This is a genomic window from Pseudohalocynthiibacter sp. F2068, from assembly GCF_023015645.1.
GTDB classification, from domain to species: Bacteria; Pseudomonadota; Alphaproteobacteria; order Rhodobacterales; family Rhodobacteraceae; genus Pseudohalocynthiibacter; species Pseudohalocynthiibacter aestuariivivens.
In genome coordinates, this window is the sequence record NZ_JALKAK010000010.1 from 215,732 (window position 1) to 232,995 (window position 17,264).

17 protein-coding genes are annotated in these 17,264 nt (G+C 52.7%); 6 read left to right on the forward strand and 11 right to left on the reverse strand.

Translation table 11 applies throughout. From position 1 onward, the window contains the following. Nucleotides 1-270 precede the first annotated feature (270 nt). Both MWU63_RS13375 and MWU63_RS13380 read right to left on the reverse strand, forming a co-directional pair. Nucleotides 271-1,539, reverse strand: a complete 1,269-nt coding sequence (locus tag MWU63_RS13375) for a ribulose-bisphosphate carboxylase large subunit family protein (protein WP_213890282.1) — start codon at nucleotides 1,537-1,539, stop codon at nucleotides 271-273. Further along, the gene (locus MWU63_RS13380) at nucleotides 1,536-2,921 is read right to left on the reverse strand and encodes a four-carbon acid sugar kinase family protein (RefSeq protein ID WP_247078274.1); all 1,386 of its coding nucleotides are present in this window, start codon (nucleotides 2,919-2,921) and stop codon (nucleotides 1,536-1,538) included. Before MWU63_RS13380 ends, MWU63_RS13375 begins: the two co-directional genes overlap by 4 nt. A gap of 114 nt (nucleotides 2,922-3,035) precedes the next feature. Between MWU63_RS13380 and MWU63_RS13385 the strand changes: the two genes are divergently transcribed. The 5 genes from MWU63_RS13385 to nanR all read left to right on the forward strand — a co-directional run bounded on the left by MWU63_RS13385 (nucleotide 3,036) and on the right by nanR (nucleotide 7,545). Beyond that, nucleotides 3,036-3,866, forward strand: coding sequence for a phosphogluconate dehydrogenase C-terminal domain-containing protein (locus MWU63_RS13385; RefSeq protein ID WP_213890284.1), 831 nt, complete (start codon nucleotides 3,036-3,038; stop codon nucleotides 3,864-3,866). Between the two features lie 55 nt (nucleotides 3,867-3,921). Continuing rightward, the gene (locus MWU63_RS13390; RefSeq protein ID WP_246531764.1) at nucleotides 3,922-4,899 is read left to right on the forward strand and encodes a TRAP transporter substrate-binding protein; all 978 of its coding nucleotides are present in this window, start codon (nucleotides 3,922-3,924) and stop codon (nucleotides 4,897-4,899) included. Nucleotides 4,900-4,966: 67 nt separating this feature from the next. Continuing rightward, nucleotides 4,967-5,464 (forward strand): TRAP transporter small permease subunit, encoded by a 498-nt coding sequence (locus MWU63_RS13395; RefSeq protein WP_213890285.1) that lies wholly within the window; start codon nucleotides 4,967-4,969, stop codon nucleotides 5,462-5,464. Continuing rightward, nucleotides 5,461-6,735: a TRAP transporter large permease gene (locus MWU63_RS13400; RefSeq protein ID WP_213890286.1), complete on the forward strand. Its 1,275-nt coding sequence runs from the start codon at nucleotides 5,461-5,463 to the stop codon at nucleotides 6,733-6,735. Before MWU63_RS13395 ends, MWU63_RS13400 begins: the two co-directional genes overlap by 4 nt. 78 nt (nucleotides 6,736-6,813) lie before the next feature. Then, a complete protein-coding gene (gene nanR, locus MWU63_RS13405) occupies nucleotides 6,814-7,545 on the forward strand; it encodes a transcriptional regulator NanR (RefSeq protein ID WP_213890287.1) in 732 nt (243 codons plus the stop codon). Nucleotides 7,546-8,154: 609 nt separating this feature from the next. Here nanR and betA read toward each other — a convergent pair. The 8 genes from betA to speB are packed head-to-tail and all read right to left on the reverse strand — an operon-like array spanning nucleotide 8,155 to nucleotide 15,845. Further along, nucleotides 8,155-9,828 (reverse strand): choline dehydrogenase, encoded by a 1,674-nt coding sequence (gene betA / locus MWU63_RS13410; RefSeq protein ID WP_213890288.1) that lies wholly within the window; start codon nucleotides 9,826-9,828, stop codon nucleotides 8,155-8,157. A 20-nt stretch (nucleotides 9,829-9,848) separates the two neighbouring features. Further along, nucleotides 9,849-10,631, reverse strand: coding sequence for an ABC transporter ATP-binding protein (locus tag MWU63_RS13415; protein ID WP_213890289.1), 783 nt, complete (start codon nucleotides 10,629-10,631; stop codon nucleotides 9,849-9,851). Nucleotides 10,632-10,643: 12 nt separating this feature from the next. Then, nucleotides 10,644-11,453 carry an ABC transporter permease gene (locus MWU63_RS13420; RefSeq protein ID WP_213890290.1) on the reverse strand — a complete coding sequence of 270 codons (810 nt, stop codon included), beginning with the start codon at nucleotides 11,451-11,453 and terminating at the stop codon, nucleotides 10,644-10,646. 25 nt (nucleotides 11,454-11,478) lie between these two features. Then, nucleotides 11,479-12,453 carry an ABC transporter substrate-binding protein gene (locus MWU63_RS13425; RefSeq protein ID WP_247078276.1) on the reverse strand — a complete coding sequence of 325 codons (975 nt, stop codon included), beginning with the start codon at nucleotides 12,451-12,453 and terminating at the stop codon, nucleotides 11,479-11,481. Between the two features lie 35 nt (nucleotides 12,454-12,488). Next, the gene (locus MWU63_RS13430) at nucleotides 12,489-13,376 is read right to left on the reverse strand and encodes a polysaccharide deacetylase (RefSeq protein ID WP_213890292.1); all 888 of its coding nucleotides are present in this window, start codon (nucleotides 13,374-13,376) and stop codon (nucleotides 12,489-12,491) included. Beyond that, complete coding sequence (locus tag MWU63_RS13435) at nucleotides 13,373-14,110, reverse strand: SDR family oxidoreductase (protein WP_213890293.1); 738 nt, start codon at nucleotides 14,108-14,110, stop codon at nucleotides 13,373-13,375. The genes MWU63_RS13430 and MWU63_RS13435 overlap by 4 nt, the downstream gene beginning before the upstream one ends. After that, entirely contained in the window at nucleotides 14,107-14,883 is a 777-nt protein-coding gene (locus MWU63_RS13440) for an SDR family oxidoreductase (RefSeq protein ID WP_213890294.1), read from the reverse strand. The genes MWU63_RS13435 and MWU63_RS13440 overlap by 4 nt, the downstream gene beginning before the upstream one ends. Beyond that, the gene (gene speB / locus MWU63_RS13445; protein WP_213890295.1) at nucleotides 14,883-15,845 is read right to left on the reverse strand and encodes an agmatinase; all 963 of its coding nucleotides are present in this window, start codon (nucleotides 15,843-15,845) and stop codon (nucleotides 14,883-14,885) included. The genes MWU63_RS13440 and speB overlap by 1 nt, the downstream gene beginning before the upstream one ends. A gap of 94 nt (nucleotides 15,846-15,939) precedes the next feature. On the opposite strand from speB, the gene MWU63_RS13450 reads away from it, so the two are divergent. Further along, nucleotides 15,940-16,842: a LysR family transcriptional regulator gene (locus MWU63_RS13450; RefSeq protein WP_213890296.1), complete on the forward strand. Its 903-nt coding sequence runs from the start codon at nucleotides 15,940-15,942 to the stop codon at nucleotides 16,840-16,842. A gap of 186 nt (nucleotides 16,843-17,028) precedes the next feature. Here the strand turns inward: MWU63_RS13450 and MWU63_RS13455 are convergent. Further along, on the reverse strand, nucleotides 17,029-17,264 hold a 236-nt coding region (locus tag MWU63_RS13455), incomplete at its 5' end, for a hypothetical protein (protein WP_247078278.1).

Genomic DNA, 17,264 nt, shown 5'->3' on the forward strand with positions numbered 1-17,264 from the left:
CGCACGACAGCATCCCTCCAGCTTGCGAAAGTAGTGCCGCAGGCCAATAGTCGTTTTCGGTTCTTCTCGTCAAAATGTACAAGTCGCAACATTGGTCACTAGGGACTCAAAACAGCCGTTTGCCGCTCGCCGCCCCGATGGCAGCTATGCGGGACAGAGCGGATATTGGTCGGCAACTGCCAAATATCGCTTTGCACCCAAACTGCCACTAAGCGCAAAAGCAGAGATCCGTGGACGTTCCACTAACTTTTCCTTGCCGAAACTCGATCTTCAACCCAGATCAAGGGTTGGCTTGATGAACACGTCCAACGCCGCACGCAACTGAGGATGTTGGCGTGAATATTTCTCGATCGATATGCCGGCGCGCGCCGCATCGGCGGCCTGTCGCAAAGCGATCACACCGTCACCAGGGCCACCTGGATGACTCATGATCCCGCCACCTGCGCAGAAGATGAAATCGTCGTTTCCCAAAAGGGTTCTGGCCGGTTGGATTTGCCAAATTGTCTGCGCTGATGAGAAAACCGGCATGGCAAGATGTGCTGGTCCGCGATCGTAGAAGACCGGAGTTTGGACTGACTTGGCGGATTCTGCGACAACTGGATCAGGCTCGGTAAATTTGCTGGCCAAGCCGTTGACATGCAGGTGGTCGGCACCGGCGAGGCGCCAGAGTTTCTGCCAAGCTGGAAAACTGATGCCAATATGAGGCGATCTGGAATAAAGTCCCCATCCAGCTCTGTGGCCATGAATGATATGGTTGCCGTGATCGCGTGCTGCACGCAGGCCGCTCAGGCCTACCGAATTCATGCAGACCATTGCGCATGTGGCCCCATGCGCGCTCAGCAGGTCCATATTGCGCTTCATCTGGTCAACTTCGTCGGTGATGTTAAAGGCATACATCACCCGTTTGCCTGTTTTGTCAGCGTGGGCGTTCAGAACGCCCATAACTGCTTCGACGCGCTTTGGGAATGGGCAATGCGGCCCATTGGCCTGCAACTCATCATCTTTGATGAAGTCGATTCCTGCGACCGCCAATATCTGAACAAGGTCGGCTGTCTCTGCAGGGCTTAGTCCGACACAAGGTTTGATGATTGTGCCAATGATCGGTCCATCATGCGCACCCAATTCCCCTCTCGTCCCTGTGGCACCGAAAGCGGGGCCGGGATTGGTTTTGGCAAAGACCTTGGGCAGGCCGATATCTGTCATGCGGATCGCCGAAAGTTCTGCCAGCTCGAAAAGATTGCCTGCAATTGTTGACATGAGGTTTGGTAAAGACGTCCCCAGATTGTCGATGGGCCAACTGATTTTGACGATCCCGCGCTCGTAACTGTTGCTAGAAAAACGACTTGGTAGGGACGGGCTGTGCCCAACACTATTAACGGTCAATTCATCGATTTGGGCCGCGCACCGGGCACGTAGTTCGTCTGTTTCCAACGCGATTTTTCCAAAGGTGCCTGTGGATTGTTCGCCCGCCATGACCTCGGCTGCTTTGGTAATCCCAATGGGAGATTCAATCTCGTATGTTGCTGTAATGCGGTTCATCGTGCTCCTCCTCCGCTTCGGACCCAGCCGAAGTAATCATGGCTGCCCATTTGGCCGCCCTTTAGTGCCAGTTCTAAACCATCCATTGCCCCGTCAGCATGGGCCTTGAAGATCGCTGCGGCAGGTATGGTGGGCGCCAGCGCCGAAAGCGCAAAGATGCCCAGTTGACGTGTCGCATGCCCGGATGTGTCACCGCCCGAAACCACGGCGCGCCGCGCTCCGCTACGTTCCAAAACGCGATACAGGATCCGGCCAAGGGCCTCACCAGTCATCTGATTTGCGGCAGACATGTCGTGTTCTGACTCGGCCACAGCTGCTCTGAACCGATTAACTGCAGGGTCATCGGGGCCTTCTGCGGTGTGGATCAGGGGATCAAGGCCTTGCGCGATCGCTTCAAGTGCCGCGTCAATCACACGGTCCATTTCATATCCCAGCACTGTGGCGTCATCGCAGACAACTGAGGCGTCAAAGGCAATACCGGCAAATCCGTTTTCTTTGGACCACGCGATCTGTTCGGCTGTGGTCGGCGAAACCGAACCAGAGACAACGACCATTTTCTCGGCGCGACCAATGCTCTTTGGCGGGTCCATCGGCGTCAGAAGACCCGCGTCTTGCCAATGCCGGACCAGCGCGTATTCCACACCCTGCGATCCAACCACAAAGCGGCTGCCGTGACGGCCCTGCCAGATTATCTGACCGGTAGCCGATTCGGATCTGGCATCGACGCTGTCTAGCGTGACAGCCGTGATCCGACCATCAACTGAGGCTTTGGATGGCATAAGGGCGTCGCTGCCAGAGCCGAGCGTTGTTAACGAAATGCAGCTTACGTCCAGCCGGTTCGACTGTTTTGCGATGTGCACCGCAACGTCGGATTCGTCCATTGGAGTGATAGGATGGCGGGACATGACAGGGTGTCGGTCTAACCGGAACACTGCCTCTCCCATACCCGCAAACAAATGCCCGAAGCACTGGTATCGGCGCATCTGGGGGGCCGCGATCAATACAGGAATAACTGCGGGCGGGAATAGGTCTGCACCGATCTCGATTGCCCGCCCGATTGATCCGACGTCGGGCGAAGAATCCAGCGTAGAGCAGACCTTATAGTGAAGGATGGCTGGGTTCAGCGCTTTTAGCCGTGAGAAAATATCAGACAGTTGCGTGTCCATCCATTCAGGGGATTGCGCCCGTGCCGTCGATGCGACGCCGATCCCTTTGATGCCCGGGAACGGCGCCAACTGAGCTTCTGTCGGCGGCTGTAGAAACAGCATCGAGGGAAGGCCAGCGAACGATAAAACCTCCATCACCGCTGAGGCACCTGTGAAGTCATCACCGTACCAAGCGACCAAAGGCCCATCAGGAAGGCTGCGTTCGGTGTTTTGCATGCGTGACACTCTCAATCATGAAATTTTTATTGACATAATCATTATGTTAGTACCTTATCATACCAGTTGTCAATTTGATTACGCGTTCAGCGTGGAGTGAAGGGAGGAAAGTTCATGACAAAGCTTGCTTTGTTTGGTGCGGGCGGAAAAATGGGGATGCGCCTTGGAGCCAACCTTGCCAAGACATCTGAATTCGAGACGCTTCATGTTGAGGTCTCAGACGAGGGCCGCGCGCGCGTTAAAGAAGCTTATGGCGTTGACTGCGTCGATGTGGATGTCGCGCTGGATGGGGCGGACGTCATTGTGCTTGCTGTGCCGGATACACACATTGGCAAGGTCGCCGCGGCGATCGTTGATAAAATCAAATCGGGCGCAATGCTTGTTTGCCTTGATGGTGCGGCCCCCTTTGCCGGTCATCTGCCCGAGCGTGCGGACATTACATATTTTGTCTCTCACCCGTGTCATCCGCCGATCTGGAATGATGAAACGGAAATGGAAGCCAAGAGGGATTACTTCGGCGGCATCGCGGCCAAGCAGGGTATCGTGAACACATTGGTTCAAGGCCCTGAAGAGGACTATGTCTTGGGCGAAAAGGTTGGCCGTGCGATTTATGCACCCGTTGCGCGTTCACACCGTGTCACACTCAAGCAGTTCGCGTTGCTCGAGCCAGGGTTGTCTGAAACAGTGAACGGTTCGCTGATGAAGGTCCTGCGCATGGCAATGGACGAAGTAGTCAGGAAGGGTGTGTCATACGACTGCGCCAGAGACTTTCTTCTTGGCCACATGAACATCATGGGCGCGGTCATGTTTGACGAACACAAGGGCGTCTTTTCGGACGCGGCCAACAAGGCCATCGAATTCGGGATCCCGGTCCTGATGAAAGACGATTGGCTACGCTGTTTCGACGACGATGAAATTGCGGCAAGCGTCGACCGGATCACCTGATCCAAGAGTAATTTGGGCATATGCCCGATCTGAAACGCTAAAGGGAGGAAACCAAATGCGTATGATAAACAAGACTTTGACTGGTGTAGCGGTTGTATTAGGGATGACTGCAACGACAGCAGTTGCTCAAGAATTCAACCTTGCCTTCACGCCACCGCTTGAGTCCCACTATGGCGATGGCGGCAAGGCCTTTGCTGAAACAATGGCGGAATTGTCCGGTGGCGCTATCACAATCAACCTCAAGCCAGCCGGCGCTTTGGGTGGAGAGCGTGACGTCATTGAAGGTCTACAAATCGGCACCGTCGATCTGGCCATTTCGTCGACCGGTCCGATAGGCAACTTTGTTCCCGATGTCTATGCTCTCGACTTCCCGTTCCTGTTCAAAGGCTACGATCAGGCACATGCAGTTCTGGACGGGCCAATCGGCCAAGGCCTGCTAGACGAATTCCAAGCCCACGACCTTGTTGGTCTGGCTTGGGGCGAAAACGGCTTCCGCAATGTTACAAATAACACCCACCCAATCAACACGCCTGCCGACCTTGCGGGTTTGAAACTGCGTACAATGGAAAACAAAGTCCATATCGCAGCTTTTGAAGCGGCTGGTGCCGCGCCAACACCGATGAGCTGGACTGAAGTTCTCACATCGCTGGCACAAGGCACCATCGACGGACAGGAAAACCCGATCCCGGTTCTGGTTGCCAACAACATGTGGGAAATCCAGAAATACGTAACCCTGACACAGCATGTGTACTCCCCCGCCGTCGTCGTGATGTCTAAGGGTCGATGGGATGGCCTGACCGAAGAGCAGCAGGGCTGGTTCGTTGAAGCTGGCATAGCCGCAGCAGCGGGAACACGCGCGACTGTAGCAGAAAACGAAGCGAATGGTGTTGCCTTGCTGCGTGAAAACGGCATGGACGTGGTCGAGAACGTCGACAAAGAAGCTTTCGCTGCTGCCGTTCAGCCTGCTTATGAGCAGTACGCCGTAGAAATGGGCGTTGCTGACCTGATCAAGCAGATCCAAGACGCGCAATAAGCGTTCGACCTCAAAAGCAGCGTCATCCGGGAGATCGGGTGGCGCTTTTCAAACAAGGGAGGGGAACATGAACTATATTATTAGGGCTTCAGATATTATTGTCCGGATCACCCATATCCTCGCTGCGATTATGCTTGGCGTCGCCGCACTTCTGGTTTTTTACCAAGTTATCACCCGCTTCATCCTTGGCGATTCTGCCGTGTGGTCCGAAGTTCTTGCACGCGCCGTCATCGTTTGGGGCGTGTTCCTGATCATGGGTCCTGCTTTTCGTTACGGCAAAATGATCCCAATTGATGTGCTCAGAAGTTTACTACCGCATAACAAGCAAATCTGGGTTATCCGTCTGGTGACAGCGGCCATCGCACTGTTCCTCTTCATCCTCATCTGGTTCGGCTACAAAATGACCCTGCGCGTTGTCGATCAGCAGGTCGCTATGCTGGATGTGTCCGTAGCCTGGTTCTACGTCGCGATCCCGATTGGCGCAGTGCTCGCCCTTCCCGGTTTGCTGCTTGCACATCTCGATGCAGAGCATGGCCATATCAATTTAACGGAGGTGTCAGAATGAACGGTGCTCTCGCCCTCTCGCTTATCATCTTCTTCGCCGTCACGATCCCTGTCGCGGTTTCCATCGCGCTTGCCTCGATCTTTGGCATTGTATTCTTCTCCAACCTTCCTTTGTTGGTTGTCCCGCAAAAGATGTTCACCGGCCTCGACAGCTTTCCGCTGATGGCTGTCCCCTTCTTCATTCTTGCCGGTAACCTGATGACCAAGGGCGGCGTGTCCCACCGTCTTGTTGATTTTGCAAAGTCTCTGGTGGGTGGCACGCAGGGTGGTCTCGCAAGCACCTGTGTCGTCGCCTGTATGGTGTTCGCGGCCATCTCCGGGTCTTCGGTTGCGACAACATTTGCGATCGGATCTATCCTGATCCCAGCGATGGTCAAGCATGGCTATCCGGTCAACATGGCCGCCTCTATTCAGGCCTCTTCATCGGAATTGGGTGTCATCATCCCGCCGTCGGTTCCCCTGATTTTGTTTGCGGTTTCAACCCAGACATCCATAACGCAGTTGTTCATTGCGGGCATTGGACCAGGCTTGCTGATTGTGTGTGTGTTGATCCTCATGGTGCAAATCTGGTGCCGTGTGAAAGGTTACGGAAAACAGGACGGCGACGATAAGAAGTCGATCATAAGCGCTTTCTTCAGAGCCTTCTGGGCCTTGATGATGCCGGTGATCATTCTTGGCGGGATCTATGGCGGCGTCTTTACTCCGACCGAAGCTGCAGCGGTTGCCGTGATGTATGCGCTCTTCCTCGGGCTGATTGTTTACAAAGAAATGAAGCTGAGCGACCTGCCTGAGTTGTTCAAGAGTGCGGCTATGTCCTCGGGTGCGGTCATGCTGATCATTTCCGCGGCTTCACTGTTCAGCTTCCTGATCAGCCTGTCCGGCATGCCGAACGTCGTTGGAGCTTGGGCACATTCAACCTTTGAACATGCATGGAGTTTCCTGTTGGCCATCAACATTCTGTTGTTCTTTGTCGGCATGTTCATTGAGACGGCTGCAGCGATCCTCGTTCTGGCGCCGATCCTGACTCCGGTTGCCATCGCCTTTGGCATTGATCCGGTACATTTCGGGATCGTCATTGTGGTTAACCTTGCTCTTGGCATGTTCACACCGCCTTTGGGGGTCAACCTCTTTGCCGCCGCTCAAGTGGCGACCATCCCGGTTCAGAACATGTTCAAATCGCTGGTCATCCCTGTGTTCACGATGATCACCGCACTGATGATCATTACCTATGTGCCGCAAGTATCGCTGTTTTTAAGCGACCTTATGAACTGAATACCACGCATGTCAGGTGGTCAACTTGTCATGCATGTGCAAATAATAGGATCGGATACCAGAAAGTAGTGAAATTACATGCCTGCAGACCCCAATACAAAACCCGAAAGGATTGACACGCCCATTGTGCGGCAAAAGCTGTCAGATCAGGTTTTTGAACGCCTCTGGGACATGGTCCAATCAGGTGAGCTTGCCCCCGGGGATGCGATGCCCTCGGAACGGGCTCTGATGGAACGGTTCAACGTGGGGCGCCCTGCTGTTCGTGAAGCGCTGCAATCGATGGCCAACAAAGGCCTGATTTCCATCACTCACGGTGAGCGGAGCAGGGTCAATAAATTGACCGCTGGTATTGCGTTTGATCAAATGGATGACATAGCAAAACTGCTGCTGTCGACCGAACCATCAAATCTGGAACACCTCAAGCAATTGCGAAAGATACTTGAAGCCGGAACAACGCAGCTCGCAGCAGAACGCTGTACGCCCGATGACATTTCGGTTCTTCGTGCCCTGATCGAAGATCAGCGCAGCAAGTTGGGCCAAGACAAAGCTTTCATCGAGGCAGATATTGCCTTTCATGTCGCGATTGCCAAGATTTCGGGCAATCCGCTTATTCAAGCCGTCACTCAAGCAATGCTGTCTTGGTTGTTTGAGTATTATAAGCCTTTGTTGCTATGGACCGGACGCGAGAATACGACCTTGCTTGAACATGACCGCATGGTTGATTTTCTGGAAACGCATGATGTTTCTGGCGCGATGAAGATGATGGGAGACCATCTGAGCCGCTCTGACCCGCTATACAAGGTTACATAAAGAAATGGTCTAATAAGAGGCACATCGAAGCCAGTTTGTCCATGCAAGGTTGGGTGGGCGCCTACTGTAGTCTGCTGGCTTGACCTCGTCAGGGCGATGTCCACCGCGAGGAATCTGCGCTGCGGTATCAGGCCTGTCAATGAACGGCCGATTTGGGTCCGCCTTGCGTACAGCCGTTTCCGCCTTCGGCACATCACGTCGGAATACGTACAGCGCAGCATCGGTCAAAATGGGCTCAAAGCTGACTTTCGCTGCGCGAGGAACGAGTGGCTGCTGAGGGTCGGAAGCGGAAATCGAACTATAAGAAACTGAATGCTAGGTGCACAATCCAAACAACAACAACCCCATCCTCAACCTTTCTTAAATTCAAAACACTTGCTTGGCATGCGGTGCGAATTACCCGCATGTCGAAAGGGTCGCGGAAGGACCCAAGGACTTCATGCCCGCACGTTTCATTGCACCAAAGGGCGGGAAGTGTGAATTCTCTGCAAGTGCGTGCCAACCATGCCGCGACATTGGAAGCCGACATTCAGCCGACACTGATACAGGGTTTCACTCTGCGCCGCCGCGTGACCGCAAAGAGCCCATGCAAGCCTTTGCTACACTACCTCATAAGACGATTTTTGAGGGTCTTTGCGTCTCGCCAACCCCTGGTGCTACACCAACTGGTGCGTTTTCAGGCGCAAGCGGTTTTCTTCCACGGATCAAATCCGCGGCACGCTCAGCTAGCATCATCGTCGGTGCATTAAGATTGCCGTTTGGTTCTGTCGGGAAAACCGAACTGTCTACGACACGCAGGTTCTCAATTCCTTGCACGCGCAACTCCGGGTCAACAACTGACATTTTATCTGTCCCCATCTTGCAAGTGCCACAGGGATGATAGGTACTTTCCAGATTATCACGAACGAAATCATCCAATTCATCGTCCGTAGTTGCTTCGGCACCCGGGGCTATTTCACCCGCGTTGAAATCAGCCATGGCTGGTTGATTCATAACTTCACGCGTCAGCCGAATACAGGAACGAAACCCATCGCGATCCTCTTCACGGTTAAGATAGTTAAAAAGGATATCCGGATGCGTGTAAGGGTCGTCACTGTTCAGCCTCACGTAACCCCGGCTTTTGGGCTTGTTTGGGCCGGTAAGGATCATGAAACCATGTCCTTTGATTGGCTTCTTGCCGTCGTAACGAACCGCAGCTGGCAAAAAGTGATACTGGATGTCTGGCCATTCCATTTTAGGGGAAGACCGGATGAAACCGCCGGCTTCGAAATGGTTTGTTGCCCCAAGCCCATCTTTGAACAGCAGCCAACGCATGCCAATCAGACCTTTGGAAATCAGACCCATTTTGGAGTTCAACGTTATTGGCTGTTTACAGGCAAACTGGATGTATATTTCGGCATGATCCTGCAGGTTTTCACCAACACCGGGGAGATCGTGAACAATTTTTACTCCCGCCTCTTTCAGAACGGCGACGGGCCCGATTCCCGAACGCTGGAGCAAATGCGGAGACCCGATGGGGCCGCAGGCAACAATAACTTCCCGGCGTGCGGTAACCTTCGTGATCTTCCCACCCTTTTCATATTCCACCCCGGTCGCCTTGCGGCCTTCCGTCAGGATACGACGGGTCATGACTTTTGTGCGAACCACGAGATTTTCGCGGGACATCGCTGGGCGCAGATAGGCGTTTGCAGCAGACCAGCGCACACCGTCTTTAACGGTCATATGCATTGGCCCAAAACCTTCTTGCATATAGCCATTTGAATCATCGGTTCTGATGTATCCTGCTTCAGTTCCGGCCTCCACAAAGGCACCGTAAAGCGGGTTTTTCATGCGATTTCCAGCATTTACACTCAACGGGCCTGAGGTGCCGCGATATGTAGGGTCACCGCCCTCAAAACTTTCGGATTTCTTGAAATACGGTAAACAACTGGCGTACCCCCATCCGGCTGCTCCAAGCTGTTCCCATTCATCAAAATCACGCGCATGACCCCGCACATAGACCAACCCGTTTATCGAGGACGAACCACCCAAAACTTTTCCACGCGGGCAATGAACCCGCCGCCCGTTCAACCCCGGTTCAGGCAGGGTTTCATATTTCCAGTTATAAAGTTTGGTGTTCATCGGCATCGAAAAGGCTGACGGCATCTGAATGATTACGTTACGGTCAGACCCCCCGAATTCAAGAACAAGAATCCTGTTCGTCGGATCTTCACTTAGCCGGTTGGCCAGCACACACCCTGCAGATCCGGCACCAACGATGATATAGTCAAATTCCTCAGTCATGGTTATCTCGTTTCCTGTGATCAGGTCATTGCAAGGGCTTTGTCGACCTCAGCGTGCAAGCTCGACATGATGCGTTTTTTCAGGTCGACAAATTCTGAGCTGGTGGTCACCGAGTAGTCCCGGGGGCGCTCTATGCCGACATGAACGGTGTCTATTATCCGGCCGGGACGTGCGGACATCACATAAACCACATCCCCGAGATACAGCGCTTCATCGATGTCGTGAGTGATGAACAAAACGGTCTTGCGTTCTTGCTGCCAGATTTTCAAAAGGAGCTCCTGCATCACGGATCGCGTTTGACTGTCGAGTGCGCCAAAGGGTTCATCCATCAACAAAACTTCCGGATTGACTGCCAAAGCGCGGGCGATCGCTACGCGTTGCTTCATCCCGCCAGATAGCTGAGAAGGATAGGCCTTGCGAAACTTTGTGAGACCAACCGCATCAACATAGTGGCTTGCTCGTTCAGTGCGCTCTGCGTTGGGCACATTCTTGAGCGCGAGCCCATACTCCACGTTTTTCTGGACCGTTAACCAGGGAAATAGAGAGTAGTTTTGCGGGACCATACCCCGTTCGGAACCCGGTTTTTCAATCACGGTGCTCCCCAAGGTGACCCGGCCTTCGGTTGCCCGGTTCAGGCCGGCCACAAGATCAAGTGCACTGGATTTGCCGCAACCCGATGGGCCGACGATAACTGCAAACTGTTCTTCAGGGATAACCAGATCAAGGTTTTGAAGCGCAGTTATCTGGTTCGATTTAGCGGATCCAAACCGGACCGTTACGTTTTCGAGATGTACTTGTGCCATGTTATTTTTCCTCTACTTCCCGACGTTTTCCCAAGGCAGGATCATCCGTTTGACCCACTTGAAAGCCAGATCAGTAATCAGTCCCAAAAATCCGATAACAAAGATTCCGACAAAAATGCCCGCAGGATCGAGGCCACGCATCGATTGCAGGATCATGTAGCCAAGCCCTGCATTCGAAGCGACCAGTTCTGCAACCACCAGAAAGGTCCAAGCCCAGCCCATTGTGACCCGCAAAGTATCCATGACCCCGGAAAGGGTCGCTGGCACCAGAACACGGGTGACAATCTGGCCACGCGTTGCTCCTAGCGTGTAGGAAACGTTGAACAGGTCGGCCTGCACACCGCGAGCTACATCCGAAACCATGACGATCTGTTGAAAAAACGTGCCCAGAAATATTACGGCGATCTTTTCTTCAAGCCCTATGCCAATCCATAGGATTAGAAGCGGGATCATTGATGTGACCGGCAGGTACCGCATGAAGTTGACCAGCGGTTCAAGTGCGGACTGAACAATCTTAAATCCGCCCATAAATATTCCGATAGGAACTGCAATGATCGAGGACAAAAAGAACCCCAGATAGATCTCCGTGAGCGACACGCCAATGTGTTTTCTCAGTGAGCCATCCGAAGCCTTGTCGTTGAATGACGTCCAAACGTCAGTTGGCGAAGGCAGAAAATCCTTGCTGGCGTATCCGGTGTAAGAAACAAGCATCCAAAGTGCCAGGATACTGCCAGCAACGACAATACCAGCTCCCATTTCCACCTTTTTGGGAATTGCCAGTTTCGGTGTCAGATACCGATCCATAAAACTCAATGTAGCCATTTGATTTACCTACCTTCCTTGCGCTTTATTGGAGGAACGACGTGTCGATTAGATCGCTGGCTTGCAGGCCTTCAACTTTGATCCGCCCAAGATCTCCCCAAATGGTGATGGCATTCGAGATTGTATCGGTCAAAATGCCGGGCGCATCTGCCGTGCCGAACATTTCCAGATTCGTGGAGATATCCAAGTATTGAATTCCGGAGGCAGCGGCTTTGAATTCATTTGGGTCTTCCAGCCAACCGCCAACACCGACAGCCATAATCTGGTAGGCTTCGTCCGGATTTGTCTCCAAGAAATCGAGCGCGCGCTGCCATGCCCGGACAAATGCCTTCAGCTCTTCTTCGTGCTCATCGGCAGTGCTGCCCAGAACCGCGACAACGTCAACGATCAGGCCGGGGGTCTCGGAACTGCTAACCAAAATCTTGCCGTGCTCGGTGGCTGCCCCCTGGCTGAGACTCGGCTCCCAGGTTACCGCCGCGTCAACCCGGCCGGCGGTGAAGGCCACACCAGCGTCGGTCGCCGTCATATTGACCATTTCGATATCGTCCTGCGTCAATCCTTCGCGACGCAATAGCGCATTGATAAAGAACTGAGAGACTGACCCTTCTTCGAAAGCGACAGTCCGGCCCTTGAGGTCAGCCACCGTGGCGATGTCTTTGTTGGAAACAACGCCGTCGCCGCCATTTGAGTTGTCGACTGCGAGAATGTAGCGCAACGGTTTGCCATCACGCATATATGTAGGAAACTCGTCTGCGGTCGAGGCAACGATATCAATGCGCCCAGCCATCAACGCCCCCATTTTCAGAGGGGTATTTTCCATCACCGTCAGTTCGATCTCGACACCTTCTTCAGTAAAGAACCCCTTTTCCTGTGCTATGTAAAAAGGCCCGTAACCTACCCATGTCGAATGGGCGAGTTTCAAGGCCTCAGCATGTGCGGCTAGAGCCGTGACCGCACTCAGCGCGCTGGCCACCAAAAGTGATTTGATAGACGTATTCATGGTATCCTCCATTGGGTTGTTTGTTGTTTCTTGCTTCAGGCTTTTACTGGTGACGAATAGTAAGGAATTTGATCCACACGCGGCGTCCATGTCCGCTCTTTGACGCATCGGTTCACATGTGCTGCAATGTCTTCCATAGGGGCAAACCAGACGTCTCCCCGGTCAAGAATTTTTTTCAAAAATGCTGTCACCACCCGCCATCGCGCCATTCGGCCTGTCGCAAACGGGTGCACGACTGGCACCCAGAGGCCGCCAAAGGCATATGCGGCTTCGAATTCTTCGGCAAACGCCTGCCAACCAGCGGATGCGGACCGGATTGGCATCATGTAATTTAGGTCTATCGACTGAACATATTGAGGCCAGTCGTCCAAACCCCAATGAGACGGGAGCTCTACCAACTGTCCAGATTCAGTGTTCAGCAGATACGGCTGATCATCCCCCATCAGCGAGGCGTCATAGCTGAATCCGGATGCTGCGAGCAGATCACCAGTGCGATGTGAAAAATTATATAGTGGTGCGCGAAATCCACGCGGGGCGTGACCGGTCAGGCGTTTGATTACTTCTGAGCTTCGCTCGAACCAATAGACCTCGTCTTCGTCGCTCAGTTCGCTTGGGTGTTCATGTAGATAGCCGTGCTGTGCAATTTCGTGACCGCCCTGCAGGATCGTCTCGATAGCCTTTGGATAGGTCTCAATGCACCATGCGGGTATAAAGAATGTTTGTTTGATCCCCAGGTCGCGATACGTCTGAACGATGCGAGGAATGGCCACCTCAGGTCCGTATTTCAGCATCGAAATAGCAGACATGCGTTTGTATCCGTCGTCGGGATGCGCAATGTGGATCAGGCTGTCCGCATCCATGTCAAAGGTAACACAGGCAGCGCATTTGGCCCCATTGGGCCAGGGGATAGGGTTAGCAATCATGGCATCGCGCTCCCACCATTTATGCCAATCCCCTGCCCGGTAATGAAACCGGCATAAGGCCCGATCAAAAAAGCCGCCATATGCGCCACTTCATCGGGGCGACCAAAGCGAGCCAAGGGAATGTCAAGCTCGCGTGCGCGCCATTCAGGCGTCATATTCTTTGCACCCAGCATGTCGGTGTCGATAGGACCCGGACACAGCGCATTAACCAGAATGCGGGGTGCAAATTCCTTGGCCCAGGATCGCACGAGCCCCATAACTCCATGTTTGGAAGCCACATAAGGCGAGAATGTTTCACGGCCTGATACCCCAAGGTCTGAGGACGTTAGCACAACACGCCCTTCGCGCCCTTCCATCCGGCGCAAAGCCTCGCGCCCAACCAGAAAGCTACCGCGCAGATTGATTGCAATAACGCGATCAAATTCCTCAACGCTGGTTTCAAGAAGCGGTCGTTCAGCGATCACACCGGCACAATGAACGACAGCATCAATAGAGCCAATTTTCTTGTCTAAATCTGCAAACATTCCCACAACCGAGGTTTCGTCAGAAACATCGCAAGCCAATGAAACGTGACCCTTGGAATGCTCTACTAATCCGGCCACCGTTGCATCCGGTACGATGATATCAGCGCAGGCAACACGCAGACCATTCGTTGCCAAAACATGTGCCGTAGCCGCACCGATACCCTGATGAGCACCTGTTACAAGGACGTTTCTAGGGGAAAAATCGTTCATCCCATCACCTCGCCGCGGTCCAGATTGTAAGACTGACCGGTGATGTCCTTCGCGTCATTAGAGGCAAGAAAGAGATAAAGCGCAGCCATATCCTGAGGTTCCAGAAGCCCGCCAATGACCTGAGCACCAGTGATTTCTTCCAGCAAATCATTCTCGCTTCGGCCGCTGCTTTCCGACATTTTATTTAAGGACAGCAAGGCAGCTTCGGTTTTCACCCATCCTGGACAGACTGCATTCACAGTAATGCCTCTGGGTCCGAGTTCGTGCGCAACTGAACGCATAAAACCAAGGTTCGCATGCTTGCTCGCACAATAGGCTGAGAACTCCGCCACAGCTGTATGGCTCCATATAGAACCTGTTAAAATGATCCGCCCACCGGACGTCATCTTTGAAACCGCATGTCGGGTTACGAGGAATGTGCCGACTACGTTGATGTCGACGATCCGGCGGAATGTATCCTCGACCGCATCATCAGGATCGGAAAGAGGCGTTACACGTTCCAGACCAGCATTATTGATCAATACATCAAGATGACCGATTTCTGTTAGGGCGTCTGCAACTGAGATGCTGTCTGTGATATCGCATTTAAGGGCGGTTGCATCTCCAACTTTCTTCAAATTTTCTGCTGCAGAATAAACCCCATCACCTGACGCTAAAAGAAAGGTGCGTGCACCTGCGCGAACAAAGCCTTCGGCGACAGCATAGCCAATCCCCCGACTTGCGCCTGTGACCAGAACCGTTTTTCCGGAAAAATCGTAAGTGACACACCCCATTAGCGAAGGCTCCTTGCATGAAGAATTCGCCCGATCAGGTTCATCAAGACCTGCGCAGCAAGGGTGCTGGTTGATCCGGAATGATCATAGTCCGGCGCAACTTCGACAAGGTCGACACCAACGATATCGCCGCGCTTGGCGAGCCCAGCCAGAAGTTCAATTACTTCGTAGTAGTTAAAACCGCCGTGGCTGGGGGTTCCGGTTCCCGGAGCGATCGAAGGGTCAAACGCATCTATGTCAATTGTCACGTAGTAGCGAACACCTTCTGGGATCCGCGCCAGCATACCTTCATTTCCAAGGGCACGATGCTGGCGAACGGACTGAATGTCAGACCCCATTTTACGCGCATCCTCATATCCGTCGCGCGCTGTGGAGGACACATTACGAATGCCGATCTGGCTTAGCCCGGTGACATAGGGTTTTTCAGCTGCGCGGCGCATCGGATTGCCGTGCCCAAAGCGCACGCCATGCCGTTCATCAACAAAATCAAGATGTGCATCGATCTGCACCACATGGATCGGATCCTGATCATCAAAGGCGTTGATGCAAGGGATGTTCACCGAATGATCACCGCCCATCACAACCGGAATTGCGCCTGCGGCGAGTATTTTTCGTACAGCGAATTCGATATTCGCGTGGCTCTTTTCGGTGTCTGTGTGAACGATGTCAGCATCGCCAATATCAACGATTCGCGTTGTTTCAAAAGGCAGATAGGTAACATCATCCTCATGGTCGTAGGCTCCGCCGTGACCGAAGGCGAACAAAGTAGATGCTTCCCGAATTGCGCGCGGTCCCATCCGCGCGCCGCTGCGCCATTGGCAGCCGAAATCATACGGCGCCCCTAGAACTGCAACGTCAGCTTCGATCGCATCCCAATCGGAAACATAGGGATATTTGCCAAATGTACAGATGCCCACAAATGGCAAGTTCAATCGGCCGCTGTCATAGGAATTGGTTGTCATAGTCGCTCCGGCATTTTTGTTGCGTCGAACGTAAGCTGGAAATTACTCAGATAAATATCATTGTATTAATGTTAACTTTGACTAATCTCAAAGTATGGAAAAACATGCCGGCAATATTCAGGACACCGATCTTAGATTGCTAAGGGTATTTCAGGCTGTTGTCAGACATGGCGGCTTTTCTGCCGCGCACGAAGCATTAGGACTGTCACCTGCAACGGTTTCCAACCACATGTCCGCTCTCGAAAGCCGGATGGGCGTTCGCTTATGTCACCGTGGGCGCGGCGGTTTTCGGCTTACTCAACAGGGAAAGCAGGTGCATAGCGCGATGCTTGATCTGTTCGGCGCCATCGAGAATTTCCGCGGAGAAGTCGGCGCTGCGAAAGGTGATATTGTCGGAACAGTCGAGTTTGGGGCTGTTGATGCAATCTACACCAACAGAAGCCTCCGGCTTGAAAAAGCAATTGGCGAATTTGCAAAAGCTGCACCGCTGGCAAAGTTAAATGTTCATATTGCATCACCTCAGGAGCTGCTTCAGGGTTTATTGACCGGAAAACTGCACGCAATTCTGACCCCGACCCAACATTTGCCCTCGGCACTTGATGTAACCCCAGTGTTTCGAGAACTCCAAAATCTCTACTGCAGTAAAAACCACTCTCTTTTTTCAGTAGCCGAGGCACAAATCACGCCTCAAATGCTTTCAAAATACCCGTTTGTCGGCCGCAGTTACGAACCAAAAGAACCGATTTGCGGAATCAGTTACAACTGGACCTCAGAGATTTCGCACATGGAAGGCGCCGTCCTGATGATTTTATCTGGCAAATACATTGGTTTTTTACCTGATCACTACGCGGATGAATTCGTGAAATCCGGGCAAATCAGGGCGATAGGTGGCGAAACCGCTAAATTCTTTGATAATTTCAGCATCGCACTACCAAGAAAGCACCCCAATGTCGCTGCAAAGCATTTCACTGAAATCGTGAAGGAAAATATATTTTAATGATGAAGGCAGAACTAAAGTCATCCGCAAATGAAAACACCGTTGAAGTAATTCGATTTTCGAGTTTATCAGGCTTGCAAAGGTGGACAAAAATCAAATATCACTCGACATAAAGATAGCGGCGGCGGGACTAACCTTGAAGTCCCCGGGGAGATATTGCCCTTAACTAATTTGAGGCCGTCGATTTTACATTTTGATCTCCACGATTTCGATAGAGATCTGTCTAAAAGTTTCGCGCTTTAAGTTGATGGAAAGTATCCAAACGGTATTCGCCAATGGCTGCTTTGGTTTGCTACGCTGCGACACTCCTTCCTTAGATGAACGACCGCTTTGTCCGGCGGTTTCAACGGGTGGTCGCAACACTTTAGTCTTTTTGGAAAGATGGAGTGTTAGAGATGAAATATCGGACGCGGACGTTTTAC

Coding starts and splice junctions, on each gene's coding strand:
- MWU63_RS13420 (WP_213890290.1), bottom strand. CDS start 11,453: ATGGCTACATTGAGTTTTATGGATCGGTATCTGACACCGAAACTGGCA.
- MWU63_RS13390 (WP_246531764.1), top strand. CDS start 3,922: ATGCGTATGATAAACAAGACTTTGACTGGTGTAGCGGTTGTATTAGGG.
- MWU63_RS13380 (WP_247078274.1), bottom strand. CDS start 2,921: ATGCAAAACACCGAACGCAGCCTTCCTGATGGGCCTTTGGTCGCTTGG.
- MWU63_RS13435 (WP_213890293.1), bottom strand. CDS start 14,110: ATGAACGATTTTTCCCCTAGAAACGTCCTTGTAACAGGTGCTCATCAG.
- MWU63_RS13440 (WP_213890294.1), bottom strand. CDS start 14,883: ATGGGGTGTGTCACTTACGATTTTTCCGGAAAAACGGTTCTGGTCACA.
- MWU63_RS13375 (WP_213890282.1), bottom strand. CDS start 1,539: ATGAACCGCATTACAGCAACATACGAGATTGAATCTCCCATTGGGATT.
- MWU63_RS13430 (WP_213890292.1), bottom strand. CDS start 13,376: ATGATTGCTAACCCTATCCCCTGGCCCAATGGGGCCAAATGCGCTGCC.
- MWU63_RS13425 (WP_247078276.1), bottom strand. CDS start 12,453: ATGAATACGTCTATCAAATCACTTTTGGTGGCCAGCGCGCTGAGTGCG.
- betA (WP_213890288.1), bottom strand. CDS start 9,828: ATGACTGAGGAATTTGACTATATCATCGTTGGTGCCGGATCTGCAGGG.
- MWU63_RS13400 (WP_213890286.1), top strand. CDS start 5,461: ATGAACGGTGCTCTCGCCCTCTCGCTTATCATCTTCTTCGCCGTCACG.
- speB (WP_213890295.1), bottom strand. CDS start 15,845: ATGACAACCAATTCCTATGACAGCGGCCGATTGAACTTGCCATTTGTG.
- MWU63_RS13450 (WP_213890296.1), top strand. CDS start 15,940: ATGGAAAAACATGCCGGCAATATTCAGGACACCGATCTTAGATTGCTA.
- MWU63_RS13385 (WP_213890284.1), top strand. CDS start 3,036: ATGACAAAGCTTGCTTTGTTTGGTGCGGGCGGAAAAATGGGGATGCGC.
- MWU63_RS13415 (WP_213890289.1), bottom strand. CDS start 10,631: ATGGCACAAGTACATCTCGAAAACGTAACGGTCCGGTTTGGATCCGCT.
- nanR (WP_213890287.1), top strand. CDS start 6,814: ATGCCTGCAGACCCCAATACAAAACCCGAAAGGATTGACACGCCCATT.
- MWU63_RS13395 (WP_213890285.1), top strand. CDS start 4,967: ATGAACTATATTATTAGGGCTTCAGATATTATTGTCCGGATCACCCAT.